At 71.4% G+C, this 26597-nt stretch carries 22 protein-coding genes; 15 read left to right on the top strand and 7 right to left on the bottom strand.

Annotation, left to right across the window (positions count from 1 at the left end; all coding sequences use genetic code 11):
- Window positions 1–80: 80 nt before the first annotated feature.
- A complete protein-coding gene (locus tag ACFZP7_RS12605) occupies window positions 81–1427 on the top strand; it encodes a VWA domain-containing protein (RefSeq protein WP_019325439.1) in 1347 nt (448 codons plus the stop codon).
- Between the two features lie 48 nt (window positions 1428–1475).
- Window positions 1476–3287: an FHA domain-containing protein gene (locus ACFZP7_RS12610; protein WP_385634433.1), complete on the top strand. Its 1812-nt coding sequence runs from the start codon at window positions 1476–1478 to the stop codon at window positions 3285–3287.
- Window positions 3288–3318: 31 nt separating this feature from the next.
- Here the strand turns inward: ACFZP7_RS12610 and ACFZP7_RS12615 are convergent, their stop codons facing one another.
- On the bottom strand, window positions 3319–4296 hold the full coding sequence (locus tag ACFZP7_RS12615) for a methyltransferase domain-containing protein (RefSeq protein WP_385634434.1): 978 nt from the start codon (window positions 4294–4296) through the stop codon (window positions 3319–3321).
- Window positions 4297–4348: 52 nt separating this feature from the next.
- On the opposite strand from ACFZP7_RS12615, the gene ACFZP7_RS12620 reads away from it, so the two are divergent.
- The 4 genes from ACFZP7_RS12620 to ACFZP7_RS12635 all read left to right on the top strand — a co-directional run bounded on the left by ACFZP7_RS12620 (window position 4349) and on the right by ACFZP7_RS12635 (window position 12217).
- Window positions 4349–4762, top strand: coding sequence for a globin (locus tag ACFZP7_RS12620; RefSeq protein ID WP_019325442.1), 414 nt, complete (start codon window positions 4349–4351; stop codon window positions 4760–4762).
- A 159-nt stretch (window positions 4763–4921) separates the two neighbouring features.
- Window positions 4922–8329, top strand: coding sequence for an FtsX-like permease family protein (locus ACFZP7_RS12625; protein WP_385634435.1), 3408 nt, complete (start codon window positions 4922–4924; stop codon window positions 8327–8329).
- The gene (locus ACFZP7_RS12630) at window positions 8326–11046 is read left to right on the top strand and encodes an FtsX-like permease family protein (protein WP_385634436.1); all 2721 of its coding nucleotides are present in this window, start codon (window positions 8326–8328) and stop codon (window positions 11044–11046) included. Before ACFZP7_RS12625 ends, ACFZP7_RS12630 begins: the two co-directional genes overlap by 4 nt.
- 145 nt (window positions 11047–11191) lie before the next feature.
- Window positions 11192–12217, top strand: coding sequence for an ABC transporter ATP-binding protein (locus tag ACFZP7_RS12635; RefSeq protein ID WP_385634437.1), 1026 nt, complete (start codon window positions 11192–11194; stop codon window positions 12215–12217).
- A gap of 278 nt (window positions 12218–12495) precedes the next feature.
- On the opposite strand, the gene ACFZP7_RS12640 is transcribed toward ACFZP7_RS12635, so the two are convergent.
- The 3 genes from ACFZP7_RS12640 to ettA are packed head-to-tail and all read right to left on the bottom strand — an operon-like array spanning window position 12496 to window position 15266.
- Window positions 12496–13188: a hypothetical protein gene (locus ACFZP7_RS12640; protein WP_019325446.1), complete on the bottom strand. Its 693-nt coding sequence runs from the start codon at window positions 13186–13188 to the stop codon at window positions 12496–12498.
- Window positions 13185–13595, bottom strand: a complete 411-nt coding sequence (locus tag ACFZP7_RS12645) for a thioesterase family protein (protein ID WP_019325447.1) — start codon at window positions 13593–13595, stop codon at window positions 13185–13187. The genes ACFZP7_RS12640 and ACFZP7_RS12645 overlap by 4 nt, the downstream gene beginning before the upstream one ends.
- A 6-nt stretch (window positions 13596–13601) precedes the next feature.
- Window positions 13602–15266, bottom strand: coding sequence for an energy-dependent translational throttle protein EttA (ettA, locus tag ACFZP7_RS12650; RefSeq protein ID WP_030977696.1), 1665 nt, complete (start codon window positions 15264–15266; stop codon window positions 13602–13604).
- Window positions 15267–15506: 240 nt separating this feature from the next.
- On the opposite strand from ettA, the gene ACFZP7_RS12655 reads away from it, so the two are divergent.
- Window positions 15507–16022 (top strand): HAD domain-containing protein, encoded by a 516-nt coding sequence (locus ACFZP7_RS12655; protein ID WP_385634438.1) that lies wholly within the window; start codon window positions 15507–15509, stop codon window positions 16020–16022.
- Between the two features lie 273 nt (window positions 16023–16295).
- On the opposite strand, the gene ACFZP7_RS12660 is transcribed toward ACFZP7_RS12655, so the two are convergent.
- Complete coding sequence (locus ACFZP7_RS12660; RefSeq protein WP_385634439.1) at window positions 16296–17051, bottom strand: GntR family transcriptional regulator; 756 nt, start codon at window positions 17049–17051, stop codon at window positions 16296–16298.
- A 79-nt stretch (window positions 17052–17130) separates the two neighbouring features.
- Between ACFZP7_RS12660 and ACFZP7_RS12665 the strand changes: the two genes are divergently transcribed.
- The 5 genes from ACFZP7_RS12665 to ACFZP7_RS12685 all read left to right on the top strand — a co-directional run bounded on the left by ACFZP7_RS12665 (window position 17131) and on the right by ACFZP7_RS12685 (window position 21207).
- Window positions 17131–17409 carry a hypothetical protein gene (locus tag ACFZP7_RS12665; protein ID WP_224310317.1) on the top strand — a complete coding sequence of 93 codons (279 nt, stop codon included), beginning with the start codon at window positions 17131–17133 and terminating at the stop codon, window positions 17407–17409.
- A gap of 529 nt (window positions 17410–17938) precedes the next feature.
- Window positions 17939–18163, top strand: coding sequence for a hypothetical protein (locus tag ACFZP7_RS12670; protein ID WP_385634440.1), 225 nt, complete (start codon window positions 17939–17941; stop codon window positions 18161–18163).
- 8 nt (window positions 18164–18171) lie between these two features.
- Entirely contained in the window at window positions 18172–18876 is a 705-nt protein-coding gene (locus ACFZP7_RS12675) for a GntR family transcriptional regulator (protein WP_385638425.1), read from the top strand.
- A gap of 23 nt (window positions 18877–18899) precedes the next feature.
- Entirely contained in the window at window positions 18900–19199 is a 300-nt protein-coding gene (locus tag ACFZP7_RS12680) for a hypothetical protein (protein WP_385634441.1), read from the top strand.
- 1072 nt (window positions 19200–20271) lie between these two features.
- Complete coding sequence (locus tag ACFZP7_RS12685) at window positions 20272–21207, top strand: hypothetical protein (RefSeq protein ID WP_385634442.1); 936 nt, start codon at window positions 20272–20274, stop codon at window positions 21205–21207.
- Window positions 21208–21357: 150 nt separating this feature from the next.
- Here ACFZP7_RS12685 and ACFZP7_RS12690 read toward each other — a convergent pair whose 3' ends face one another.
- The gene (locus ACFZP7_RS12690; RefSeq protein ID WP_385634443.1) at window positions 21358–22281 is read right to left on the bottom strand and encodes a DUF5677 domain-containing protein; all 924 of its coding nucleotides are present in this window, start codon (window positions 22279–22281) and stop codon (window positions 21358–21360) included.
- A gap of 1140 nt (window positions 22282–23421) precedes the next feature.
- A complete protein-coding gene (locus tag ACFZP7_RS12695; protein ID WP_385634444.1) occupies window positions 23422–23886 on the bottom strand; it encodes an NUDIX hydrolase in 465 nt (154 codons plus the stop codon).
- An 18-nt stretch (window positions 23887–23904) separates the two neighbouring features.
- Here ACFZP7_RS12695 and ACFZP7_RS12700 point away from each other — a divergent pair, with 18 nt between their 5' ends.
- The 3 genes from ACFZP7_RS12700 to ACFZP7_RS12710 all read left to right on the top strand — a co-directional run bounded on the left by ACFZP7_RS12700 (window position 23905) and on the right by ACFZP7_RS12710 (window position 26540).
- On the top strand, window positions 23905–24684 hold the full coding sequence (locus ACFZP7_RS12700) for a GntR family transcriptional regulator (RefSeq protein WP_007388785.1): 780 nt from the start codon (window positions 23905–23907) through the stop codon (window positions 24682–24684).
- 140 nt (window positions 24685–24824) lie between these two features.
- Window positions 24825–25181 carry a hypothetical protein gene (locus tag ACFZP7_RS12705; protein WP_003950171.1) on the top strand — a complete coding sequence of 119 codons (357 nt, stop codon included), beginning with the start codon at window positions 24825–24827 and terminating at the stop codon, window positions 25179–25181.
- Between the two features lie 3 nt (window positions 25182–25184).
- Window positions 25185–26540 carry an FtsK/SpoIIIE domain-containing protein gene (locus ACFZP7_RS12710; RefSeq protein ID WP_385634445.1) on the top strand — a complete coding sequence of 452 codons (1356 nt, stop codon included), beginning with the start codon at window positions 25185–25187 and terminating at the stop codon, window positions 26538–26540.
- The last annotated feature ends 57 nt before the right edge of the window (window positions 26541–26597 follow it).

Here is a 26597-nt window from a genome sequence, read left to right on the forward strand (position 1 = left end):
CCCGCGGGCCGCAGGGGGCGGTCCGCGCCATCAGCCGTCACCCCACCGCCGTGGGGACGTAGAGGGGGATGCGAGCGGGCATGGCCAATTTCTCGAAGTCGAACGTGCCGCAGTTCTCGGTGGACGTCTACCAGAACGAGTACCTGCCCGAGGGCGGCCGCGAGGTCAACGCCATCGTGACGGTCACCGCGACCGGCGGCGGCACGATCGGGAGCGCGGTCGCCGCGCCCCACCTGTACTCGCCGGGGCAGGGCCCGTCGGCCGCGGTGGCGGTCATGGTCGACTGCTCGGGCTCGATGGACTACCCGCCGACCAAGATGCGCAACGCCCGCGACGCGACGGCCGCCGCGATCGACACCCTGCGCGACGGCGTGCACTTCACGGTGATCGGCGGCACCCACGTGGCCACGGAGGTGTACCCGGGCGGCGGGCGGCTCGCGGTCGCCGACGCCACCACCCGGGAGCAGGCCAAGCAGGCGCTGCGCCGGCTCAGCGCGGGCGGCGGCACCGCCATCGGCACCTGGCTGCGGCTGGCCGACCGGCTGCTGGCCACCGCGGACGTCGCCATCCGGCACGGCATCCTGCTCACCGACGGCCGCAACGAACACGAGTCGGCCGAGGACCTGAGGGCCGCGCTCGACGCCTGCGCCGGGCGTTTCACCTGTGACGCCCGGGGCGTGGGCACCGACTGGGAAGTGAAAGAAGTCACAGGGATCGCCTCCGCCCTGCTCGGCACCGCCGACATCGTCGCCGATCCGGCCGGTCTCGCCGCCGACTTCACGCGGATGATGGAGACGGCCATGGGCAAGGAGGTCGCGGACGTCGCCCTGCGCCTGTGGACCCCGGTCGGCACCACTGTGAAGTTCGTCAAGCAGGTCGCCCCGACGGTCGAGGAGCTGACCGGCCGACGCACCGAGGCGGGCCCCCGCGCCGGGGACTACCCCACCGGTTCCTGGGGCGACGAGTCCCGCGACTACCACGTCTGCGTGGAGGTACCGGCCGCGAACCTCGGCCAGGAGATGCTCGCCGCCCGTGTCTCCCTGGTCATCCCGGAGCCCGGGGGCACCGTCCAGAGCCTCGGCGCCCAGGGTCTGGTGCGCGCCGTGTGGACCGACGACATGGCCGCCTCCACGTCGATCAACCCCCAGGTCGCCCACTACACCGGGCAGGCCGAACTGGCACAGGTCATCCAACAGGGGCTCGATCTCCGCAAAGCGGGAGACATCGACGGAGCAACGGCCAAACTGGGCCGGGCGGTTCAGCTCGCCGGGGCCTCGGGGAACGCCGATACCGCGAAACTGCTTGCGAAGGTGGTGGACGTGGTCGACGCGGCGGCAGGTACTGTGCGACTCAAAGCGAAGGTCGAGGAGGCCGACGAGATGACTCTCGAGACTCGGTCGACGAAGACTGTTCGTGTAAAGAAGTGACGCAGGACAACACGGTCCAACAAGCCCGCAAGAGGGGGAAGCACCGACATGCCGACCTGCCCGAACGGACACCAGTCGGGTTCCGACGACTGGTGCGAGGTCTGCGGTCACCGCATGGCCGGTGCCGTGCCGCCCCCTCCCCCGCCGCCGCCCCCCGGCGGGGGCTACGGCTTCCCGCCGCCGGCTCCCGGTGGTCCGGGCGGCGGGCCCGGTGGCCCTTCCGGTGGTCCGGGCGGGCCGGGCGGTGGACCCGGTGGGCCGGGCGCCGAGCCGCAGCTGTGCCCGCAGTGCCGTACGCCGCGTGAGGGCGGGGCGCCGTTCTGCGAGGAGTGCCGGTGGAACTTCCTCACCAACACCGCCACCTCGTACACGCCGGCCGCCCCGCGCCCGCCGGCGTCCGGTGGTCCGGGCCCGCGCTTCCCGCAGCCGCCGTCCGGCCCGTCGTACGGCGGTGGTGACTCGTACGACTACCAGGGCTCGCGCCCGTCCCAGATGAACCGTCCCGCGGAGCCGATCCCGCCGGGCCCGCCCTTCGGCGGCGACCCGTCGGGACCGGGCGGCCCGGGCAACGGCCCGACGGGCCCCGGGGCGCCGGGCGGCCGTCCTGGTGGGCCTGGTGGGCCTGGTGGGCCTGGCGGACCCAACGGTCCGGGTGGTCCTGGTGGGCCGAACGGTCCTGGTGGTCCTGGTGGGCCCAACGGTCCTGGTGGTTTCGGTGGGCCGGGCGGGCCTGGTGGTCCCGGTGCGCCTGGTGGTCCGAACGGTCCCGGTGGGCCTGGCGGGCCGGGTGGCCCCGGTGGTCCCTTCGGTTCAGGCGGGCCCGGCGGCCCGAACGGCCCCGGTGGGCCGGGTGGCCCCGGTGGCCCCGGTGGTCCCTTCAACTCCGGCGGCCCTGACGGTCCGGGTGGTCAGGGTGGCCCGGGCGGTCCCCGCAACCCCTCCGGCCCCTTCGGGCCCGGTGGCCCGGGCGGACCCGGCGGTCCGTCCGGTCCGCCCGCCCCGCCCTCCTTCGGTGCCGACCCGTCGCGGCCGGTCCCGCCGCCGCCCGGCCCCGTGCCGCCGGCCGGCCCCGGTGGCCCGTCCGGTCCGGGAGGACCGGGTGGCCCCGGTGGTCAGGGTGGTCCCGGTGGTCAGGGTGGTCCCGGTGGACCCGGGGGCGCTCCTCAGGCGTACCAGCAGTCCGGTCCCCCGGCTCCGCCCGCCTTCCCGCAGGAGACCGGCCGGCCGCAGCAGGGCGGCCCGTCCTTCGGCGGCGGTGACGACGACTGGGTGCTCTCCCCGCCGTCGTCCGCCGGCCCGGGTGGACCCGGCGGTCCGGGCGGACCCGGCGGCCCCGGCGCGCCCCAGGGCGGTGGCTACGGCTACCCCCAGCCGGGCGCGACCCAGGCCCCGCCGCCCCCGCCCGGCGGTGGCGGCTACGGCTTCCCGCAGCAGCCCCAGCGCCCCCAGGGACCGGCGACGTGGACGGCGACCATCGGCCCTGACCGCGAGTACTTCATGGCGATGATGCAGCGCTCCGGCCCCGAGGCCGCGGGCCTGAACCTGCCCGCGTACTCGCCCGAGCAGCAGCGCACGCTCACCGGCAACCAGATCACCATCGGCCGCCGCCGGCACTCCACCGGCGACACCCCGGACATCGACCTGGCCGTGCCGCCGGAGGACCCGGGCGTCTCGCACCAGCACGCGCTGCTGGTGCAGCAGCCGGACGGGAACTGGGCGGTCGTCGACCAGAACTCGACCAACGGCACCACGGTCAACGGCGGCGAGGAGCCGATCCAGCCCTTCGTGCCGGTGCCGCTCCAGGACGGCGACCGGGTGCACGTCGGCGCCTGGACGACGATCACCATCCGCCGCGGCTAGCCGCCGGACCACCTGACCCGGCCCGTCCGGGTCAGGTGAACGGCCAGGCGTACGGGCCCTCCGGGTCGTCCAGCCACGCCCAGGCCCGTTCGCCGCGCACGGTGATGCCGTAGCGCTCGCGGCGCGGGGCGTCCTCGCGGACCCACAGGGCGTATGCCTCCTGCGGGTCGAGGCTGCCCCGGCTCAGCGCCAGCAGGAAGCGGAACAGGTCGTCCTCCCGGGCCCGGCGCGGCACCCCGCCCAGGACCGGCGTCTCCGGCTCCGCCCGGCCCGGGCCCCCGCGCAGCGGCACGAAGTACGCGGGCGTGTGCAGGAAGCGCCCCTCGGCGTGCCCGGCGTCGTGGACGGTGAGGACGACGAGGCCGGTGGCGAGCGGCGTCAGGACGCGGCCGCCGGGCCGGCACTGGGCGAGCCAGGCGCGCGGGACGCAGGACAGCTCGCAGGTGGCGAGGACGCGGTCGTAGGGGGCGCGTTCGGGCACTCCGCGGGCGCCGTCGCCGGTCACGACGGCCGGGTGGTACCCGGCGGCGGCCAGGTGCCGGCGGGCCGACTCCGTGATCTCGGGATCGAGGTCGACGGTGGTGACCAGATCGTCGTCGCCGAGCCGGTGGGCGAGCAGGGCGGCGTTGTAGCCGGTGCCGGCGCCGATCTCCAGGACCCGGTCGCCGTCCCGCACGCCCAGCTCCACCAGCATCATCGCCATCAGCGAGGGCTGGCTGCTGGAGGAGAGCAGTTCGCCGTCGCGCAGCCGGGTGGCCAGCGGGGCGTCGGCGTAGGCGCCGCGCACCCAGCGTTCGCGGGCTTCCCGGTCGGGGTGTTCGCCCCAGCGGCGTTCGTAGCCACCCCGGACGCCGACGTAGTAGTACGGCACGAAGAGGTGGCGCGGCACCGTCGCGAAGACCTCCCGCCACACCGGGTCGGCCGTCCAGGCGCCGCTCAGCTCGATCTCCCGCACCAGCTCCGCCCGCGCGGAGTCGGCGAGGCCCTCCAGATCCGGGTACCCGCCCATGTCTCCACAGTAGGTCCTAAGCCCCCAGTCCTATGTCCTCGCGTCTGAGACCATGGACGGCGTGAATGAGATTCGGCGCGGCACGCTTCAGGAGCAGACCTTCTACGAGCAGGTCGGCGGGGAGGAGACCTTCCGCCGGCTCGTCCACCGTTTCTACCAGGGGGTCGCCGAGGACCCGATCCTGCGGCCGATGTACCCGGAGGAGGACCTGGGTCCCGCCGAGGAGCGCTTCGCGCTCTTCCTGATGCAGTACTGGGGCGGTCCGACGACGTACAGCGAGAACCGGGGCCACCCGCGGCTGCGGATGCGGCACGCCCCGTTCGCCGTCGACCGGGCCGCGCACGACGCCTGGCTGAAGCACATGCGGGTCGCGGTGGACGAGCTGGGGCTGTCCGAGGAGCACGAGCAGACGCTGTGGAAGTACCTGACGTACGCCGCGGCCTCGATGATCAACACACCGGGCTGAGCCCCCTGACCGGTCCGGTCGGCTGATGCGCGGATTCCGGTCCAGCGGCGCCGGAATCCGGTCACGATCCGGTCAAGTCCGGCTTTCGAGCGGTTACCCGCGGCCCGTCCCCTCTGCCATCCTCGCCCGGAGGTCTGGACGACAGTGCCGGGGGGCCGGGTGGCGGGGTTCGGGGGACTCGCGGGGTTCGTGCTGCTGCGCGCGCGTGCGCACCGCCTGCTGCTCGCCGCGGCCCTGCTCACCGTCCTGCTGACCACGACGGTACTGGCCACCCTCACCGCGTTCGCCGGCGCCGTCGGGGACGCGGCCCTGCGGCACGCCCTGACGGACCCACGGGCCGCCGCCGAGGCCGCGCTGGTCGTGAAGGCCGACGTGCCGGCCGGACGGCGGTCCGAAGCCGACGCCGCCGTCCGGGCCGGGGCCGCCAGGACCTTCGACGGCCTGCCGCACACGGTGCGGACCCTGACCCGCTCCGGACCGTACGCGCTGCCGCCCGCCGGCGACGCGCGGGCCGGCCGGTCCGGTGACCCCGACCTCACGCACTTCGCGGCCCTCGACCCGACGCAGGTCCGCGTCGAGCGGGGGCGGATGCCGCGGGACCCGGCGGGCGGCGACGCCGTCGAGACGGCGCTGCCGGTGACCGCCGCCGAGCGGCTGGGCGTGCGGCCCGGCGACCGGCTCACGCTCACCGACCGCCTCGACGGCCCCGCGGTCCGGGTGGTGATCACCGGCCTGTACCGCCCGGTCGACGCCGGGGCGCCGTACTGGCGGCTGGACGACCTGGAGGGGCGCGGCGTCGAGCGGGGCGGCTTCACCACGTACGGGCCGCTGCTCGCCCCGCCCGGCGTGCTGCGCGGCGGCCGGGTCAGCCCGGGCCCGTCGGGGTGGCTGGCGACGGCCGACTACGCGTCGCTGACGGCAGACCGGACGGACGCCCTGCGGGAGGCGGCGCGGGAGGGCACGGCGTGGCTGCGCGGCCGGCCGGTGCTCAGCGGGACGACCGAGGCGGGCACCGGACTGCCCGGGGTCCTGGACCGGCTCGACCGCTCGCTGGTGGTCTCCCGGTCCACCGTCCTGGTCATCGCCGTGCAGCTCGTCCTGCTCGCGGGCGGCACGCTGCTGCTGGTGGCGCGGCTGCTGAGCGTCGAACGGGCTGGAGAGCTGCGGCTGTTGCGGGCGCGCGGCGCCTCCCGGTCCCGGCTCGCCGCCGTCTCCGCGCTGGAGGCTCTGCTGCTGGCCGGTCCCGCGCTGGTCTGCGCGCCGCTGCTCGCCGGGCCGCTGATCCGGCTGCTGGCCGGGCAGGGGCCGCTGGCCCGGGTCGGGCTGCGGTGGGAACCGGCGGCGCAGGGCGGCGGCGCGGTGTGGCTGGTGGCCGCGCTGGCGGCGCTCGGGTGCACCCTGGCCGTGACGCTGCCGACGCCGGCCCCCGCGACGGGTGCGGGCGGCCGGGCGAGCGCCCTGCCCGCTCCCCTGCGCGCGGGCGCGGACGTGGCACTGCTGGTGTCGGCCGCCGTCGCCTACTGGCAACTGGACCGGCAGACCTCCGGCACCGAGACGGCCACCGCCACCGCCGGGACCGCGGCGGACTCCGGGGCCGGGACCGGCTCGGGCCCCGGGACGCTGGGCGTCGATCCGCTGCTCGTGGTGACCCCGGCGCTGGCCCTGCTGGCGGGGACCGTGCTCGTGCTGCGGCTGTTGCCGCTGGTGGCGCGGGCGGCCGAGCGCGCGGCGGCGCGCGGGCGCGGTCTGACGGCGGCGCTGGCGGGCCGGCAGCTGAGCCGCCGGCCGATGCGCGGGGCGGGCCCGGTGCTGCTGCTGGTGCTCGCGGTCGCGCTGGGCACGATGGCGATCGGGCAGGGCGCCTCCTGGTCCCGCTCGCAGGACGACCAGGCCGACTTCCGCACGGGGGCTCCGGTACGGGTGCTCGCGGGCGAGGACAGCGCCCCCGGCCGCACCGACCGGTACGCGGCCGTCCCCGGCGTGGCGGAGGTGGCCCCGGCGGCCCGCACCGCGCTGTCGCTGTCCGGCGACCGGACCGCCACCGTACTGGCGCTGGACACCTCACGGGCGGCGGACACCGTCCTGATGCGCTCCGACCTGGCCGGCGGGCCGCTGCCGCGGGTGCTGTCGGGGATGGCCCCCGATCGGCCGTCCGCGGGCGCGCCGGTGCCGGCCGGCACGACGGCGCTGACCCTGACCGCGACCCTGGCCGGCTGGGCCTCCGACCCTCTGGACGGCCCCGAGGGCGGTCCAGAGGCCGGTCCCGCGAGCGGTCCGGCGGGTGCCGTCCCCGGCTCCGGGCGCTCCCCGTCCGGGGCTGCGGCGGACGTATGGGTGACCGTGGAGGACCGCTGGGGGACCCCTTACCGGCTGCCGGCCGGCGAACTGGCCGCCGACGGGCGCGAGCGCGCGCTCACCGTGGACCTGTCGGCCGCACCGCTGACCCTCACGGGTCTGGAACTGGTCATGACCCAGCCCGCGGGCGACGGCGAGCAGCACCGGCTGACGGTGCGTCGGGTGTCGGCGGCGGCCTCCGACGGGACCGAGCGGCGCATACCGCTGCCGCACGACTGGTCGGGGCTGTCGGACCTGTCCGGGCCGTCGCTCGGCGAGGGCGGCGCGGGCGGCCCGTCCCCGCCGCGCGTCCTGCCGACGACGCCGTTCGCCGTCGAGTACCACACCGGCCTCTCGCCCGACGACGAGCACACCGCCCCCTCGACGCTGACCGTCCGGCTGCGGGTGTCGGGGCCGGCGCCGACCGAGGTCGCCGGCGTCGCCACCGACCGGTTCCTCGCGTCGACGGGCTCCCGCACCGGCGGACGCGTCGAGGTGACCCTGGCCGGCGAGCGGGTGCCGGTGCGGATCGCGCGCTCGGTCCGGGAGCTGCCGACCACCGCCGCGGACACCTCCCCGGCACGGTCCGGCGGTGCGCTGCTGCTCGATCTGCGGGCGGTGAACCAGCTGTTGCAGAGCCGGTACGGCGCCGCCGTCCAGCCCTCCGAGTGGTGGCTGCGGACCGCGTCCGGGCGGGCGGAGGCGGCCGTCGCCGCGCTGCGGGCCTTCCCGGACACGGCCCCGTCCCAGGTGCTGGTCCGCGACGAGGTCGCCGAGCGTCTGCGCGACGACCCGTTCGGGGCGGGCCCCGGCGCGGCGTTCGCGGCGGCCGCCGGGGTCGCGGCGGCGCTGGCCGCGGTCGGGTTCGCGGTGAGCGCCGCCGGCTCGCTGCGGGAGCGGGGCACCGAGTTCGCGGTGCTGCGGGCCCTGGGCGCCTCCCGCCCGAGGCTGGCCCGCACGATCGCCGTCGAACAGGCCGTACTGGTCGGCCTGGCGCTGGGGACGGGGGCCGCCCTGGGCGCGCTCCTGACCCGGGCGGTGATCCCGTTGACCGTGCTGACACCGCGGGCCACCCGGCCCGTGCCGGACGTACGGGTGACGCTGCCGGACGACCGGGTCGCGGTGTTGCTGGCCGCGACGGTCCTGGTCCCGCTGCTGGTGACGGCGGCCGTGGCGCTGCGCCGTACGGACCCGACGGTGACGCTCAAGGAGCACGGAGGTGGCGGACGGTGACTCCGGTGACCGCTCCCTGGGTGCGGACGCGGCTGCGGGCCGCCCCCGGCGCCGCGGGCGCGCTGGCGCTGCTGGTGGCGCTGACCGCGTGCCTGGCCGCCGCGTTCCCGCGGGCCCTGGACCGGTACACGGACGCCGGTCTGGGCCGGGCCGTCGAGCAGACCCACCCGGACCGGGCCGGCTTCCTGGTGTCCGCCGGTCCCGGGCCGGGCGACACCAGGGAGCACCGCGAGGACGAGTTGCGGCCCGAGGACCTCGCCGCCCACTACGCGTCGATCGTGGCCACCGTCGAACGCCCCCTCGTCGTCGACGGGTCGCGGTCGGCGTACGGGGTGCGCACCACCTCCCCGCTCCCGGTCCGGGACGCGTGGCTGCCCCGGCCCGACGGGGTGCCCGCGCAGATGGTCCTGGCCGCGCCGAGCGCCCTCGCCGACCACGCCCGGCTGCGCTCGGGCCGGCTGCCCCGGGCCACCGGCGCGGAGGTGACCGCCTCGACCGCCCGGGTGGAGGCCGCGGTGACCGAGGAGACGGCCCGCACGCTGCGTGCCGAGATCGGCTCGGTCGTCCACGTGCCCGGACGCCCCGGGCTCGCCGTGCACGTCACCGGCATCGTCGCGCCCCGTGACCCCGACGGTGCCTACTGGTCGCTCCAGCCGGAGCTGCGCGCCCCCGCCCTGCTGCGGGAGCCGGGCTCGCAGGGCCCGGACGCCGCGACGTACTGGCGAGGCGGCCTGCTGCTGGCCCCCGAGGCGGCGCCCGCGCTGCTGGGCACGCACGGCAGCCCCGCCCGCTACTGGCACCTGGTGCCCGACACGGACGCCCTGCACGCACGCGACCTCGGCCGGCTGAGCACGGCGGTGGCCGCGCTGGAGTCCGGGCCCGGTACGGAGCGGCTGCGCGCGCTGATCAGCCCGCTGACGGACGTCGAGACCGGACTCGACGACGTACTCACCGCCTACGACCGGCTCCGCGGGGACATCGGCCCGCTCGTCGCCGTCGCCGCCTCCGGATCGGGTACGGTCGCCGCCGTCGTCCTGCTGATGACGGGCGGCCTGGCCGCCGGACGGCGCCACTCCGAACTCGCCCTGCTGCGGGCCCGCGGCGCCTCCCTGCGGGGCGTGGCGGGACGGCTGCTGGCGGAGACCGCGGCGGTCGCCCTGCCCGCCGGCGCCCTGGGGCTGGCCGTGGCGGTGCTCGCGCTGCCCGGCGCCCGGCTGCTGCCCGCGCTGTGGGCGGCGGGCGCGGTCACGGCTGTGGCCTGTCTCGCGCTGCCGCTGCGGGCCGCCGCCGCGCACCGTGCCGTACGGGTGCACGGCGGCCGGCGGGACGCGGCGTCGGCCCGGGCCTCCCGGCGCCGTACCGTGGCCGAGCTGACGGCCGTGGCGCTGGCGCTCGGCGCGGTGGAGACGCTGCGCCGGCGCGGGGCGACGGACGCGTCCGTGGGGCTGGTGTCCTCGGCGCCGGTGCTGGTCGGCGTGGTCGCGGCGCTGGTGCTGGTCCGTCTCCATCCGCCGGCGCTGCGCGGCCTGGCCCGGCCGGCCGGGCGGCTGCGCGGCGCGGTGGGACACCTGGCGCTCACCCGCGCGGGCCGGACGACCGTCTCGGCGGTACTGCCGCTGCTCGCGCTGCTCACCGCGTTCACCACGGCGGCGTTCGGCGGCTCGGTCCTCGCCGGTGTCTCCGACGCCCGGGACCGGGCCGCGCTGTACGCCGTCGGCGCCGACGCCCGCGTCGAGTCGACCGGTCCGCTGCCGTCCGGTCTGTCCGACCGCCTGGCCCGGGTGCCCGGGGTGCGGTCCGAGGCCGAGGTGAGCATCGCCCACCAGGCCAAGGCCGCGGACGGCCGCCAGTCCGTGCCGGTGGCGGGCGTGCGCCCCGACGCGTACGCGGCGCTGGCGGCGCGGACCGGGATCGGGGAGTTCGCCGGCGGGGAGCTGGCGCGGCGCGGCGGCCGTGACGGTCCGCTCCCGGCGCTGGCCTCACCGGTGGTCGCCGAGCGCTTCGGCAGCGCGCCGTTCGCGGTCCGCATGGAGGACGGCTCCTTCGTCACTCTTCGGATCGCCCTCGTCCGGGAGCGCACGCCGGCCGTGTCCGGCGAGGAGTTCCTGGTCGTGGACCGGGCCGGGCTCTCCGCCGAGGCGGCCCGGCCGACCGCGCTGCTGCTGTCCGGCGACCGCCTGGACGGGGACGCGCTGCGCCGGCAGGCGGGCGGCGGGCCCTCCGTACAGCTGCGGTCCGAGGAGCGGGCCCGGTACGTCGACTCCCCCCTGCAGTCCGGCGCGGAGCGCGTCTACACGGCGGCCGTGGCGGCGGGCGCCGGTTACGCCGCCCTGGCCCTGCTGCTGTCCCTGGCCGGCGCGGCCCCCGAACGCGCCGCGCTCCTCGCCCGCCTGCGGACCATGGGCCTCACCCCGGCCCAGGGCCGCCGCCTGCTGGTCCTGGAGTCCCTGCCGCAGGCCGTGCCGGCCGTCGCGGGCGGCGTCCTGACCGGCTGGGCGGTGGTACGGCTGCTCTCCCCCGGCATCGACCTGACCACGATCGCCCTGGCGGGGGCCTCGTCCCCGGCGGGCCGGGCCCACCTGCGCGCCGACCCGTGGTCGCTGGCCCTGCCGGCGCTCGCGGTGCTGGTGCTGACGGTGGTGGTGGGGGTGGGACAGGCGTGGTGGTCGGGCCGGCGCGGCGCGGTCCCCCAGCTGCGGGCGGGGGACGGGCCGTGACCGGGCCGCCCGCGTCGCCCCCACCGACGCCCGGGCCGCCGCGCCCGGGCCGGGACGGGCGTACGGACGGACGAGGAGTACGGACGGACGGACGAGAAGTACGGACGGACGAGGAGTACGCGAGACGACGAGACGGAGAGCCCCGATGACGACGACGCCCCATCCCACCCTCGCCGAGCTGGCCGACCGCGCCACCGCGTCCCGCGACCGCCCCGCCTACGGCCACGACGCACTGATCACCTGCGACCGCCTGGTCCGCGTCTTCAGCACGGACGGCGTGGAGGTACAGGCCCTCCAGGGCCTCGACCTGCTGGTCCGCGAGGGCGAGCTGATGGCGCTGGTGGGCGCCTCGGGCAGCGGCAAGTCGACGCTGATGAACATCCTGGCCGGCCTGGACACCCCGACGGCCGGCGCCGCCCGGGTCGCGGGCCGGGACCTGCTGACGATGTCGGCGAAGGACCGGCTCGCCTACCGCCGCGGCGTCGTCGGCTTCGTCTGGCAGCAGACCTCGCGCAATCTGATGCCCTATCTGACGGCCGCCCAGAACGTCGTCCTGCCGATGCAGCTGGCCGGCACGGGGGGACGCCGCGCCGCGCGCGCCGAACGGGCCCTGCGGCTCCTGGACCTGATGGGGATCGCCGACTGTCGTGACCGCCGCCCGCACCAGATGTCCGGCGGACAGCAGCAGCGGGTCGCCATCGCCGTGGCCCTGGCCAACGACCCCGCGGTGCTGCTCGCCGACGAGCCCACGGGCGAGCTGGACTCGCAGACCGCGGAGCGGATCTTCGCCGCCTTCCGCACCGCCAACGAGCACCTGGGCACCACCGTCGTCATCGTCACCCACGACCAGGCCGTGGCCGGCGAGGTCAGCCGCACGGTCGCCATCCGCGACGGCCGCACCTCCACGGAGGTGCTGCGCCGCAGCGAGGTGGACGCCGCGACGGGCGACGAGAGGGTGGTGGCCCGCGAGTACGCGATGCTGGACCGCGCGGGACGGCTCCAACTGCCCGCCGAGTACACACGCGCCCTCGACATGCGCGACCGGGTCGCCCTGGAACTGGAAGCCGACCACATCGCCGTACGCCGGGACGACAGCGACGGGGCCCGGCGGCCGGGCGACGGGGTTGGACGACCGGGCGACGGGGTTGGACGGCCGGGCGACGGGGACTGAGCGTCCGGGCGACGGGCTGAACGACCGGGTGGCGGTGGCCGAGCGACCGGGTGGCGGTGGCCGAGCGGACGAACAGCGGTGGCTGAGCGGCCGGGCGACAGGACCGGGCGGCCGGACGGCAGTGGTTGAGCGGCCGGGCGACGGGGCTGAGCGGCCGGGCGACGGGGCCGGGGCCGCCGGACCGGGGAGCCGGGCGGCGGAAAGTGAGCGGCCGAGCGGGGCGCACGCCCTCGGCGGGGGGCGTCACACGACGTCACACGCCCGCGCCCTCGGTGGGATCAGCGCACGCTGATGCCCAGTGCTCCGGTGCCGGCCCGCCGCAGGGCGACGGAGCCGTAGGGCGTGCGCAGCCGCAGCCACGCTCCCGAGGAGAAGAGCACGGGCGCGTCCTCACCGGAGCCGGACGCCCCGGAAGGCGCCCGCAGGAACCCCAGGGACTGGGCCGCGTGCACGGCCCGCACCGGCAGCCCGGTGTCGCCGACCGTCCGGGACCATATGTCCCGCCCGATCCGGTCCAGCTCGGCCCGCGTACGGTCCCCGGGCGCCAGCTCGCCGGTGCGGGAGCGGAACTCCGCCACCGCCGCGGCGACCAGGGCCCGCAAGGCGTCCGGCGCCGGCAGCCCCGGCTCGGGCCGCCAGCCGCCGCGCGGCGGCATCATCCCGGCCCAGGGAGGGCCGGTGACGGCGCCCGGGACCACGGCGGTGGCCGCCGCCTCGTCCACCGTCTCCAGCAGCTCACCGGCGGAGACGGTCACGTCCAGGGTGACGTCGAGCCCGTTCTCGTACGGCTTGGCCAGCCGCACCGCGCGCACGGCCAGCACCTCGAAGGACGGGGGCCGCCCGAAGACGGCGAGGGCCGTGCCGGCCCCCTGGAGGCGCACCGCGGCGGAACGGTCGTAGTGGAGCAGCCGGGAGAGGAAGGCCGCGAGATCGGCGGCCTCCCCCTCGTCGGCCAGGTGCAGGACCGTCATGCGGCGACGGCCCCCTCCTCGGCGTCCGTGTACTCCCTCAGGAACTCCCGTTCCTCGGCGGTCAGCCGGCGGGGCCGCTGCGCCTCGAAGTCGAACGGCACGATCACCGTGGAGGCGCGGACGTAGATCTCGTCGCCGTCCTTCACCTCGTAGGCGAGGGTGAAGGCGGCGGCCCTGATCTCGGTGACCCACAGCTCGATGTCGACCGGGTGGTGCCGGTGCACGAGCTGCCGTTTGTAGTCGATCTCATGGCGCGCCACCACCGACCCCTGCTGGAAGTCCTTCTCCGGGCGGAACAGGAAGTCGATACGGGCCTCCTCCAGGTAGCGGAGGAAGACCACGTTGTTGACGTGGCCGTACGCGTCCATGTCCGCCCAGCGCAGCGGGCAGCGGTAGATGTGCCGCAAGATCGATCAGCCCCGGGTCAGCTTCTTGTACGTGGCACGGTGCGGACGCGCGGCGTCCGGGCCGAGCCGCTCGATCTTGTTCTTCTCGTACGACTCGAAGTTGCCCTCGAACCAGAACCACTTGGACTCACCCTCGTAGGCGAGGATGTGCGTGGCGACCCGGTCCAGGAACCACCGGTCGTGGGAGACGACCACGGCGCAGCCGGGGAACTCCAGCAGCGCGTTCTCCAGGCTGGAGAGGGTCTCGACGTCGAGGTCGTTGGTCGGCTCGTCGAGGAGCAGCAGGTTGCCGCCCTGCTTGAGGGTGAGCGCGAGGTTGAGGCGGTTGCGCTCACCGCCGGAGAGCACACCGGCCGGCTTCTGCTGGTCCGGGCCCTTGAACCCGAAGGCGGACACGTAGGCGCGCGAGGGCATCTCGACCTGGCCGACGTTGATGTAGTCCAGCTCGTCGGAGACGACCGCCCACAGGGTCTTCTTCGGGTCGATGTTCTCGCGGCTCTGGTCGACGTAGGAGATCTTGACCGTGTCGCCGACCTTGATGGAACCGGAGTCCGGCTCCTCGAAGCCCTGGATCATCTTGAACAGCGTGGTCTTGCCCGCGCCGTTCGGTCCGATGACACCGACGATGCCGTTGCGCGGCAGCGTGAACGACAGGTCGTCGATGAGGACCTTGTCCCCGAACGCCTTGCTGAGGTTGTTCACCTCGACGACGACGTTGCCCAGACGCGGGCCCGGCGGGATCTGGATCTCCTCGAAGTCCAGCTTCCGCATCTTGTCGGCCTCGGCCGCCATCTCCTCGTACCGCGCGAGGCGCGCCTTGGACTTGGCCTGCCGCCCCTTGGCGTTGGAGCGCACCCACTCCAGCTCGTCCTTCAGACGCTTCTGCCGCTTGGCGTCCTTCTGGCCCTCGACCTTGAGGCGGGTGGCCTTGGTCTCCAGGTACTTGGAGTAGTTGCCCTCGTAGCCGTGCAGACGGCCGCGGTCGACCTCGCAGATCCAGCCGGCCACGTTGTCCAGGAAGTACCGGTCGTGGGTCACGGCCACGACGGTGCCCTCGTACTTGGCGAGGTGCTGCTCCAGCCAGTTCACCGACTCGGCGTCGAGATGGTTGGTGGGCTCGTCGAGGAGCAGCAGGTCGGGCGCCTCCAGCAGCAGCTTGCACAGCGCCACCCGCCGCTTCTCACCACCGGAGAGGTTCACGACCGGCCAGTCGCCGGGCGGGCAGCCCAGCGCGTCCATGGCCTGCTCCAGCTGGGCGTCCAGGTCCCACGCGTTGGCGTGGTCCAGCTCCTCCTGGAGCTTGCCCATCTCCTCCAGCAGCGCGTCCGAGTAGTCGGTCGCCATCTGCTCGGCGATCTCGTTGAACCGGTCGAGCTTGCCCTTGACCTCGGCGACACCCTCCTGGACGTTCTCCAGGACGGTCTTCTCCTCGTTCAGCGGGGGCTCCTGCAGCAGGATGCCGACCGTGTAGCCCGGCGACAGGAACGCGTCACCGTTCGACGGCTGCTCGAGGCCCGCCATGATCTTGAGAACGGTGGACTTACCGGCACCGTTCGGACCGACAACACCGATCTTGGCGCCGGGAAGGAAATTCAGGGTGACGTCATCGAGGATCACCTTGTCGCCGTGCGCCTTGCGCGCCTTGCGCATGGTGTAAATGAACTCAGCCAAGAGAAACCGTCCGGCAGCTTGATCAGGCAGTGGGCAGATACACCCCATCTTGCCGCACCGCCACCCCTGCGCGGAAACGCGTTCCGGGCAGAGCCCCTGAGCTGGGCTTTCTTGGATGGCGTCTTGGCCCCACCTGTCACTGTCGGTCGCTGTCGATCGGCCTCGGGCACCCTCGCACGGCCCAGGGACGGCCCAGCCCGAGGGTGCCGCTCCCCCGCTGCGCGAGGCTACGGTGCTGCCGTGACCAGCTCACCGGAGCGCCCCCTCCTCTTCCTCGACGTGGACGGCCCACTGATCCCTTTCGGGTCGTCGGCTGGCCATCCGGAGGTCGCTGCCGCCTCCACGACGACCGTCGACCAGGGGAACCCGCTGCTGGCCCGACTCGACCCCGGGATCGGGCCGCGCCTCATGGCTCTGGGCTGCCAGCTCGTCTGGGCGACGACCTGGAGGGAAGAGGCGAACGAAGTAATCGCCCCGCGCATCGGTCTGCCGAGGCTGCCGGTGCTGGAGTGGCCGGTCGCAGAGGCAGGAGGTACCCCGCGGGGTCTCCACTGGAAGACCCGTCCCATGGTCGCGTGGGCCGCCGGCCGACCCTTCATCTGGATCGACGACGAGATCAGCGCCATGGACCGCCTCTGGGTCGACGCCAGCCACCCTGGGCCGTCGCTGCTGCACCAGGCCGAACCGGCCAAGGGCCTCAATGGCGCCGACTTCTCCGCGCTCGCCGAATGGCTCGAAGCCGTCGCGCCGAGATGAACACACCTCGGGGCTCCACGAAGTACGGGCCCGCTGACGCTAGGGCAGGATGTCAACGGAACACCTGCGGAACTGGGCAGACTTCCAGTGGCTCCTCCGGCCGGTCCGCCCACTGCCACCAGGTATGCCGATCAGCGCACCGCCACAGAGATCGGCAAGCCCTCCGGCCGTCGCCGTCTCTCTTGACCAGCACAAGACCGCCCGACTTCAAAGGCTGCCTGCACTCGGGACAGGACAGAGCATCGTCGGCCATACGGCGAACCCTAGGCGTGGCTATCGGTTGATTGGGATCTCATAGACGATCTCGCAGTGAGCCGCAGGGACCACGATGTCCGCTGTCTCCACGGGCCTACCGTCGTCGCTGTAGTACGTCCGCCGGATGTGCGTGACAAGGGCAGCTTTCTGGATGCCGAGTAGCGACGCCTCCTCGGCGGTCGCCTGCCTCGGCTCTGGCTGCTCCACGGCATGGCTGACCGTGATACCGATCGCGGCCATACGGTTCACGACGCCCGCTCCAGCATGCGGACCGCCCTCGGGGAGAACGACGAGAGTGCCGCCGGTGAGTTCGTACGGCTCCCAACTCGTCGACAGCTGCACCGGCCTGCCGTCCGCCAGGAACTCGTACGCCGTCCGCACGCACATCTCACCCTCGTCGATCCCGAGTCGCGCCGCGACGTCTGCGGGTGCCGGCACCTTGGCGTCCGTCCGACTCTCCCAGTCCCCCTGCCTACCCACGGCCTTCATGTCGGCCCGGAATGGCGATCCGCTCGGCTGCTCGCGCGCCGAAGACCGCACCACGCGAACCCGCTGCCGGGGCTCGGCGACGTAGGTACCCGACCCGGCGCGACCCTCCAGCACGCCTTGGGAGATCAGCAGCTCTTGCGCCCTGCGGACCACGTTCTCGCCGACGCCGCACTCCTGACCGATCTGCGCGCGAGAGGGCAGACGGTCTCCCGGCTCCCACAGGTGCTCCGCGATCCGCCGCCGGAGTTCGTCGGCGACGCGGAGATAGGGCGGCTGCTCAGGCATATGGAAAATCTAGTCCACTAGCTCTAATCTAGTTAACTAGCTTCACTCAAAGTGATCGCTGGATGACGGAGGCTGCCCTGTGCCCGCTTCGGGAGTTAGCGCGGCGGCCATCGCCGCCCGGCTGTCCGCCCTCGGGCTTTCCACGCGAGTGGAGGAACAGCACCAGCACACATCGGTGGAAGCGGAGGTGCCGGACACGCTCTCCGCCGAGTCATGGCGGGAGGTCCTGGACGTGGTGGCTGAGGCCGACCGATTCGGGCTCCTCGCCACCAGCTTGAACGACCGCACCTTATGGGCGGTCGTACGCAAAGCGGCCCCCACGACGGGTGATGTCGGGGGACCGAGCCATCAGCGATAGGAGCTGAACAGCGTGATCAACCGTATCCGCCGCGCCTTCTCTCTCACCAGGGTGCGCAACTCTCCAAGGGGCAGGCACCGCCAGCCGTTAGTGCCCGCCTTTCCTCCTCCGCCTATTCCCGTCTCCCGTAGGCCCGATGACACGTCGGCCCCGGTCTCGGGCCGTGCAGCCGACGACGCGGCAACTCACCGAAACCTGCTCAGAGGAGAGGACGTGGCCCTGGTCCGCCCGTACGTCCTGGCGACGGAAGCACGCGTCCGAACACGTGCGATGGTCATCGTCCCTCACCTCTCGGCGGACGCCTGGTCATCGCTGACAGGGGCTTACTGATGCCGCCTCGTCGACAGCCGCACATCGCAGACGCCGCGTCCATCCCCTACCGCTCGACTGCATGCCGGATCGGCACGCACCACGTCTGCACCCACGCCTCCCCGACGCCGGCCCCGTCCGACATCCCGGTGATCTGCGAGACGTGCGATTGCCCGTGCCACTCGGGCGTTAACCCGTCCGCGTCCTTGGAGGTGACTCGGTGACGGCTTATACCCCCGGCGGCGCGCTGGTCTCCAACGTCGAGGTCACCGCGACCACCGTGCAGCGCGGCGACATCATCCAACTCGGCGGCCATGCCTTCCGGGTGAGAGACCTCTTCCAACTCCCCCAGGGAGCGAAGCAACTGGTCTTCGAGTCGGGCGAACTGTTGACCATACATGCGCGCACCCGACTCGTCGCCGTGCGAATGCTGAGAAGGCGGTGACCGGCTCCATGCGCTCACGCCACCTCGACATCGCCGATGACCTCCGGCAGCAGATCACGGCCGACCGCATCCTTCCGAGCGAACGCCTACCGTCCGAGGCTGCCCTCGCCGACCGATACAGGGTCAGCACGGTGACGCTGCGAAGAGCACTCGCCGTGCTCCAGAGAGAAGGCCTCATCGAGAAGATCCACGGCAAAGGCAACTTCGTCCGCCGCCCTCCCCGCAAGATCATGTACATCGGCGGTTGGGGCACCCTGGACCCGTGGACCGCCGCCGAGCCGGACTCGCGCGTCACCATCCGCAACACCGCAGTTCAGGCCCAAGCACACCTGGCGACATTGCTAAAGGTGCCTACGGGCAGCCCCGTCGTGGAGTTCACCTGCCTCAGTCGCGGAGGGGAGTCACCGCACGGCCTAGCCCGCGTCTACATGCCGCATGACTTGGTCCCGCCCGGAGCGCTCGACGACGCCTCCACGTGCAGAGAGGCGGCCACAAGGTTCGCCTTCCTCGGCCCACCTCCCACTGCTGTCCGAGAGACGGTGAGTGCTCGCCTCCCGACACCGGACGAAGCATCGGTCCTCCGGATCGGCATCGCGTCCGTCGTCCTCTCCATCACTCGCATCGCCACCGACTCCACGGGCCGCGTCGTCGAAGCCACGCTTCTGGCCTTCCCGGGGGATAGAGTCGACGCCGTGTTCACCACCCACCACTAAATCGACGAAAGGCAGAGCAAGGGATGACAGCACCGAACGAACTGCGACTCCTCCCGTGGTCGGGCCCGGAAGGCAAGCCCTGCTACCTGAGCACCGATGAACGAGGCGGCTACATGTCACGCCTGGCGGACAACGTCGAGGCGGTTCAGCTCGGCACGGCGGCAGAGCTACTGGAGGAAGCATCAGAAACCCTCAACGACCGGGATGTGGCCCTTGACGAGATGCGGCGCTTGGCGAAAGAGCTGAGCGGGGCACTCCGAGACGTACTCCGCGTCGCGACCAGCCGCGGTCACCTCCTGGCGGTCGACGAACCCCGCCCCTAAAGTGGTCCTGACGAAGCCCACGGCTCTGATGCAGTTCAGAGGCTGTGGGCTTTTGACCGTGAGCCCTCAGCTTGGGAAGCTGCGATCACTCTGGGCTGGCCGGCCGCTGACCTGGGCGAACGGCGGACGACTAGCTCACTGGACTCGGCGGCTCTCACCGTGAGCCCCCGCTGTTCCCCGCTCGATCTGGTGCGGTTGTGGTGCAACCTCTCGGACACAGCACATAACGACGCTCACGTCACGAGACCGTCGCCCCGCTAGGTGCCAGCGTAGGAATCTGCCTCGTTGAGGCTTCACAACTCTGTAACAGCTGGCAAGACCTGGCCTACTCGTCTTGAGCCATCGCGCAGGATTTTGCATTGGAAGTGCCTATACCAAACGGCATGTCCAGAAACGAGTTACCGGCCGGGGGCGAGGCCAAGCCGTCGTCCGGAACTCGCAGACATGACTATGGGTCCCTGGCCTCTCCACTCGCGTCGCCCCGCCACGGCGTGGAGCCATGACCGCCCCGAACTGGAGACCGCCAACTCCGGTCTGACCGAAAGGACTATGTGCGATGGCCAGCACCCCCGGCCCGTGACCCGCGGGCTGCTGATCACGCTGGGCGCAGGAACTGCATCAGCGTCGATCGTAGCCGCTCCCTGGTGGATCACCGTCTCCCTTCTGAGCCTGCCACTGATCGTGCTAGCTGCGATCTTCCTGCCAGCTGTGTGGTCGCGCAGGCCCGCGCGAAGGCGAGACGCACGTCTCCTCTCCGAACGCATCTTGCGGGTGTTTGAGCGGAGGCGCCGGTGACTCCTAGACGCACGGGTCGTGCGCCACCGTGACGGGTCGAGCCCTGCTGCTGTAGTTGAGCAGCAGGGCTCTCTGCGTTGCTCGGCCTTCTGTCGTGACCCCCGCATTAGGAGTGCGGTCCAAGCCCGGCCCGGCGGTGTCAGTGCATGGTTGGGGCGGACGTGCCAGGCCGTGCATGGGCGCCCGCGCGTACCCAGCCTCGTTACGGGAAACCAGCGGACATGAGTCCCTGAGCTGACGCATAATGCATCGATGCACATGGGGGAAAGGGCTGTATGTGGGTAGGTACTACGCACCGCTCTCGGGGCTGATTCCGCGCGACCTCGATGAGCCCGTCCGGGTTGGCGACTATGCCTTTATAGCGCGAAAATGGGACGTTAACATCTTCGATTGGGCGGAACTGCAGAGCAAACACAAGCTGCATATCTCATATACTGCGGGAGATATGCTCCTCAAGAGCTGCAACATGGAACTCGCGATATCTGCGTCATCTACCGATGATGTGCGGGATAAGATGCTTGCTTTCCATGTGGCGATGTACGCTCGAGGCTTCCACCCATTCTCCGTGCAGCTTCTATCTAGTTATTCCATCAATGACTACGCAGGAATCTGCTCACGGAGGTCTAGTCATGGACTTGAGTTGCTTCCTGAGGGGATGCGCACCGGGATCACTAGTGCCACGGCCTGCGTAGAAGTGTGGCCGGCTCCTTACGCATCGGGGGCTGCCTTCCGTAAAGAAGGGCTCGCTCGCACAGTCACGCCTGACCTGCTCGCCCAGGCGGTTGGCGATGTTGATCGTTGGAACATTCTCCGGAGCAGGTATTCCGTCTGTCGCTTCCTGGAACGAGTCCTGATGTCCAGCCCGGTTGTTGCCGATACTGGCCAGTCACTTTTGCATGTCTGGACTGGTCTCGAATCTATCTTTCCTAAAGTGCAATCCGAGGTAAGTTTCCGCCTTGCTCTGTACCTTGCTCAACTCCAGTCCCCGCTGGGGGATCGTAGGGAGTTCTTCCAGAGGGCTAAGAAGTCTTACGGAGATCGGTCCAAGGTAGCTCATGGCGGTGAGCTGAAATCCAGAGAGGGTGTCGATCCGTGGATGGAAGCCTGGAGCATTCTGACGCAGACCCTGCGGGCTATGCTTGATCGGCAGCAGATTCCTACGGAAGAAGAACTTATCCAGGAACTTCTAGCGGCAGCCGATGCGAGCGAATAACTAAGCTCCGGGCTTCAGATCCACTTGGGTGACCTGGGGCTGCCGGGCTGGACGACTGTCGATGGTGGTTGCCACCTGTCGCCATCGACCCGCCTCGGACGGCCCGCAGACGGCCCGAGATGGAACTGGCACGTCGGCTGTGACGAGTCACTAAGGCTCATCAGCGTTTGCACCTCCCGACAGCGATTCCTTAGCGGCATCGAGCACACGCCTCAAACCACCGATAGCGCCAGCAAGAGTTTCTTGCCCCAGTATTGGCGTTAGATACTGCACTGGAATTCTATGGAATCGATGCAATGGATTAACGCACCTGTCCACAACGTAGTTGTCGAGCGCCGACCACTCTCCATGTACTGACGCGCTTAGAGGCTGAAAGAAGCGACTGTAGAGATCCTGCATTCCAACTTCTTCCGCCATCGACCGCGTGTTCACCGACCCTCCAGCGAAGGAGGGATGAACACTCACCTCCATGAACATTTCCGCGCTAGCCCCACCTAGCCGTGAATCCAGAAATGACGCCAGATCTGACAGCTTTGAGTTTTCCGAGTCACCCGACTCGCCCATCGCCTCCTCAACGTGGGCTCGCATCAGCTTTTGCTTCCCCTGTCCATACAATATGAACTTCTCATACAGTTCGAGGTCGTTCTTGTAATGCAGCCAAGTGACAAGGATTTCTGTTTCGACTAGCGACCGAAGCACCGCCGCACCATGTTCGCCGCCCCACATCAACGGGCTTTGCACCATGGCATAAACGGCTCGAATGCACCTCACCGCCAACGCGCACACAACTTCATGTCGAGCAGGCCGATACAAGTCCACCCCACCCGAGAAGGCGATACCCATGAATTCATTCCACAGGTCATTCAGCTGCTCAATCGCGGCCCCCTGCGCGGATGCGACGTCGGCATCCTCCATGACGGCCGGCGGGCTATCCTGACTCATGCATGGCGTGAGTTCCCAGTTCGCATTCCAGAAGCGGGCAGGCCAGTCACCTTCAGCGCGAGGCGCATCCTCCGTACCCACTGCGAGAGCTTTAGTGGCGCCATACATTGAAGTGAGCATTGCCTCAGCCATCGACCGCGTGTTGGGGTCAACCGGGTACGAGGCAAGAGTCGAAACCTGACTCTCTTGCAGGTGCAGTCTCCCATTGATCAATAGCCAGCCTAGAGGCGCTGTCACCGTTAGTGCCTTCCCTCGCCGCTGAAGACATAGGGCCAGAGTCCGGACAAGCGCGTCGAGCATCTCATCCATGTCACCGGCACTCGGCGCACCGATCTCGGCAAAGGCCCACCGGCCTGGCATCTCCGGATACCATGCGGCAATCGTACGTAGAGCGTGCGGGACTAGCCTCTCACTATCATGACGTGAAAGAAGATGCAGGAAATCGCTCCGCGCAGCCGTTGGCATCTTCTCTAGAGAAGATAGCCTGCCATCCAATTCGACTGAGTAGTCCGCTCCACGGGTCTCCTCAAGCCAATCGTGCTGTAGAGCAGAAATCAGGCGTGCACCCTCGTCACCCTCTTGCTCCACCACCAAGGCTATCCACAAAAGATCGGGAAAATCGTCTCGAGCCCAGTCAGTCAGAATAGCCCCGTGCTGGAGCATGGGCGGGATTAGGTTCTTTCCCACCCACTTATGGTTGGCCAGCCTCTTCGGCAGTGGCCTGCGGCCCTGCTTCGCCAACTTTCCCCCCGTATGCCAGCGTGCCAGTCACCCTCCCTGCACATTATGGTTGAAGCTTCACCGTTGCGCACTGCCATTGGAGGAGCCTGATCCAACGAGCTCTTACAGAACCCGCTCAACCCACCACCCTCCTCAGCTCCCATCCCGTCCGCCGTCGACCCACACACCGTGGAGCGGGCGTGGCCCATGGCGTCCAGGTGGAGCGCGCCACTGTACGAACGACCTGGACGCCATGGGCCACGCCCGCTCGGCTCTGCCTGGGTCGACGGCGGACGGGATGGGAGCCCCCCCGCGCACGCCACTACGGGCCCGCGGCCGGCGACGGCGCCCCCTCCATCCCGGTGCCGGCCGATCCCCCGCCGGAGGCGTCATCTTGTGCCAGCGGATGACGTCCCGCCCTTGCCCGCTTGCCCGCTTGCACGCAGCGCGCCGCCGGGCGCGGCCAGCCGGGGCGAAGACAGGAGGCAGGCCGCGCCGCAGAGGCGGCGCGCGCCCGCGCCGTGCGCGGGCCTTGATGAAGTAGGGAAAGTCTTATCCCGCTGGGATGAGGTGCTTGCCGTCGTGGCTTCGTACGTGGGGGCCAGCCCCGTCTAGGGCGTCCAGGAGTCTGATGGCGTAGACCTCGGCCATGCGGTCGCTGACCTCGTCGGGTGTGAGCCAGGAGACGGCTGTTGATTCGATTGAGGTGCGTTCGGTGCCGCCGGAGGGCTTGCAGCGGAAGACCAGGGCGACGATGCCGCGGGTGGTGTTCTTGTAGACGCCGGTGAGTTCGTCGACCTCGACGTGGATGCCTGTCTCCTCCAGGACCTCTCGGGCGACGCCGGCCTCGGGGGTCTCGTCGAGTTCGAGTACGCCGCCGGGGAGTTCCCAGGTTCCATTGTCGGCCCGGCGGATCGCCAGGAGGCGGCCGTCTTCGCGCACGACGACTCCGGCTACGGATACGGAGTGCAGGGGCGTCGACGTTGCTTCCTGTGGTTGACTCATGTACAGGAGCATAGGAGGCAGAGAAGAACTATGGGAACTGCGGTAGAGGGGGGCAGGTCCGGGCCTCGGTACGTGCAGATCGCGGACGAGATCGTGCAGCAGATCCGGGCGGGTGTGCTCAAGCCCGGTGACATGGTGCCGAGTGAATCGGAGCTGGTGGACCGCTACGGCGTGTCCGGCGGCACGATCCGCAAGGCCATGGTCGAGGTGCGGGCAAGCGGGCTCGTCGAGACCCGGCACGGCAAGGGTTCGATCGTGAAGGACCGGCCGCCGGTGCGGCACCGTTCCTCCGACCGTTTCCGGCGTTCGCTCCGCCAGGGCGGCAAGGCCGCTTACCTCGCGGAGTCCGCGCAGTCCGGCGCCACGGCCAAGGTGAGCGTCCTCTACATCGGGCCCATGGAGGCCCCCGCGGATGCCGCTCAGCGGCTCGGCGTCCCCGCCGGTACTCAGGTGCTTGCCCGGCGGCGTCTCTACTTCCGCAACGGCACCCCGGTCGAGACGGCCTCCTCCTACCTCCCGTGGGACGTCGTGAAGGACATCCCGGAGCTGTTCGCCGAGAACCCCGGCGGCGGTGGCATCTACGCCCGACTCGAAGACCACGGGCATGAGTTCGCGGAGTTTGTCGAGACGCTGCAAGCGCGGCCGGCCTCGAAGGCGGAAGCCTCCGAGTTGGCGTTGAGTCCGGGTGCGCCGGTGGTTCACCTGATCCGTGAGGCCCGTACGACGGCCGGGGTCGTGGTGGAGGTCTGCGACACGCTCATGGCGGCTGACCAGTTCGTTTTCGAGTATCGGATCCCTGCCGCCGACTGACGCTCGCTCAACTTCTTGCAACCCGTCGTGACTTCGATGTCGCGGCGGGTTGACTCATGTACAGGAGTGATTGCATTCTTCTTCATGTCACTCATGTACATGAGTGACGGAGTCCAGCACGTATAGAGGAGTGTTCTGCTGTGCGTCAGATCCCCGTCGACACCTCCGCCGCGACCGTGATGGTCGCCAAGACCCCGCAGCCCAAGGTGCGTGACCGCCGTACCGGCGAGATCGCCACCGACGCCGAGACCGGCGCGAAGCTGATGACCGTGGACGTGATGTTCGCGGCCAACGACGAAGTCGAGATCCTGTCCGTCACCGTCCCGGAGACCGGCATCTCCGGTGACCTGACCATGGGCACCCCGGCCGCGCTCACGGGGCTGGTCGCCCGGCCGTGGGAGAACGAGTTCAACGGTCAGAAGCGGCACGGCATCGCCTTCCGCGCGGTCGCCGTCACCTCGCTGGCCACCACGGGCACGGGCTCGAAGGCGGCCTGAGCCATGACGTGGCCGACGGTCTTACTGCTGGTGGTCGTCGCCGCTGCGGGTCTCCTGCGGTGGCGGCGTCCCGCCTGGTACTGGATGACCTTCGGGGTCACCTTCGTTGCCGTGCGCGTCCTGGTCCGCTACGCCTCCGTCATGGAGGCCTGCGGCCTGACGGTCCCGCCCTCGCGCTGGCGCCTCATGCTGGCCCGGATAGCCAACCGCCCGGCACCGGAATCGCGCGCGCCGCGCATCCTGCGGCTGCGGCCCACCCACACCGGCCTGGTCCTCCGGCTCAAACTCCGGCCGGGACAGGACGCCTTCGACGTCGCCGCCGCCTCGGACCGGCTGCGCCACTCCTTCGCGATGTACGGCGTCACCTCCCGTGAGCTGCGCTCCGGTGTGGTCGAGATCCGGATGACCGGCTACGACGTGCTCAAGCGGGTGCAGATGCCGGCCAAGACCGACACCCGGCCGATGTGCGTGCCGGTCGCGCTGCGGGAGGACGGCTCGGTGCACTACCGCGACTACCGCGCCGTCCCGCACGGGCTGACCCTCGGCGCCACGGAGTCCGGCAAGTCCGTCTATCAGCGCAACCTCGTCGCCGGGCTCGCCCCGCACCACGTCGCGCTGGTCGGCATCGACTGCAAGCAAGGGGTCGAGCTGTTCCCGCTGGCCCGCCGGTTCTCCGCGCTCGCCGACAACCCGGATACCGCGCTGGAGCTGCTGGAAGCGCTGGTCTCCCACATGCAGGACGTGTATCAACTCATCCGCGCCGAACAGCGGATCAGCGTCGCCGTGCCGGATGCGGAGATCGCCGCCGACATCTGGGACCTGCCCGAGGACCTGCGGCCGGTGCCGGTCGTCGTCCTGGTCGACGAGGTCGCCGAACTCGCGCTCTTCGCCAGCAAGGAGGAAGAGAAGCGCCGGGACCGGATCATCACCGCCCTGGTCCGCCTCGCCCAGCTCGGCCGCGCGGCCGGCGTCTACCTGGAGATCTGCGGGCAGCGCTTCGGCTCCGAACTCGGCAAGGGCATCACCATGCTCCGCGCCCAGCTCACCGGCCGCACCGCCCACCGCGTCAACGACGAGACGTCCGCGAACATGGCCTTCGGCGACATCGCCCCGGACGCCGTCCTCGCCGCCATCCAGATTCCCGCCGAGACACGCGGCATCGCCATCGCCGGGGACTCCACCGGCGGCTGGCACCGCATCCGCGCCCCGCACACCACGCTGCGCCAGGCCGTGAACGTCTGCAACAAGCACGCCGACCGCACCCCCGAGCTGCCCGCCCTCGCGCCCTTCCGGCCCGCGGTCTCTCCGCTGCCTTCGGCTCGCGTGCCGTTGTCCAAGACGGCCCCCGCCACTGCCTGACCCCCTCCCCGCGGTCGGCGTGACCGTCCTTCGCGCCAGGTCCCTACCCCCGCCATG

The organism is Streptomyces sp. SudanB5_2050 (genome assembly GCF_964272335.1).
GTDB lineage: Bacteria > Actinomycetota > Actinomycetes > Streptomycetales > Streptomycetaceae > Streptomyces > Streptomyces rochei.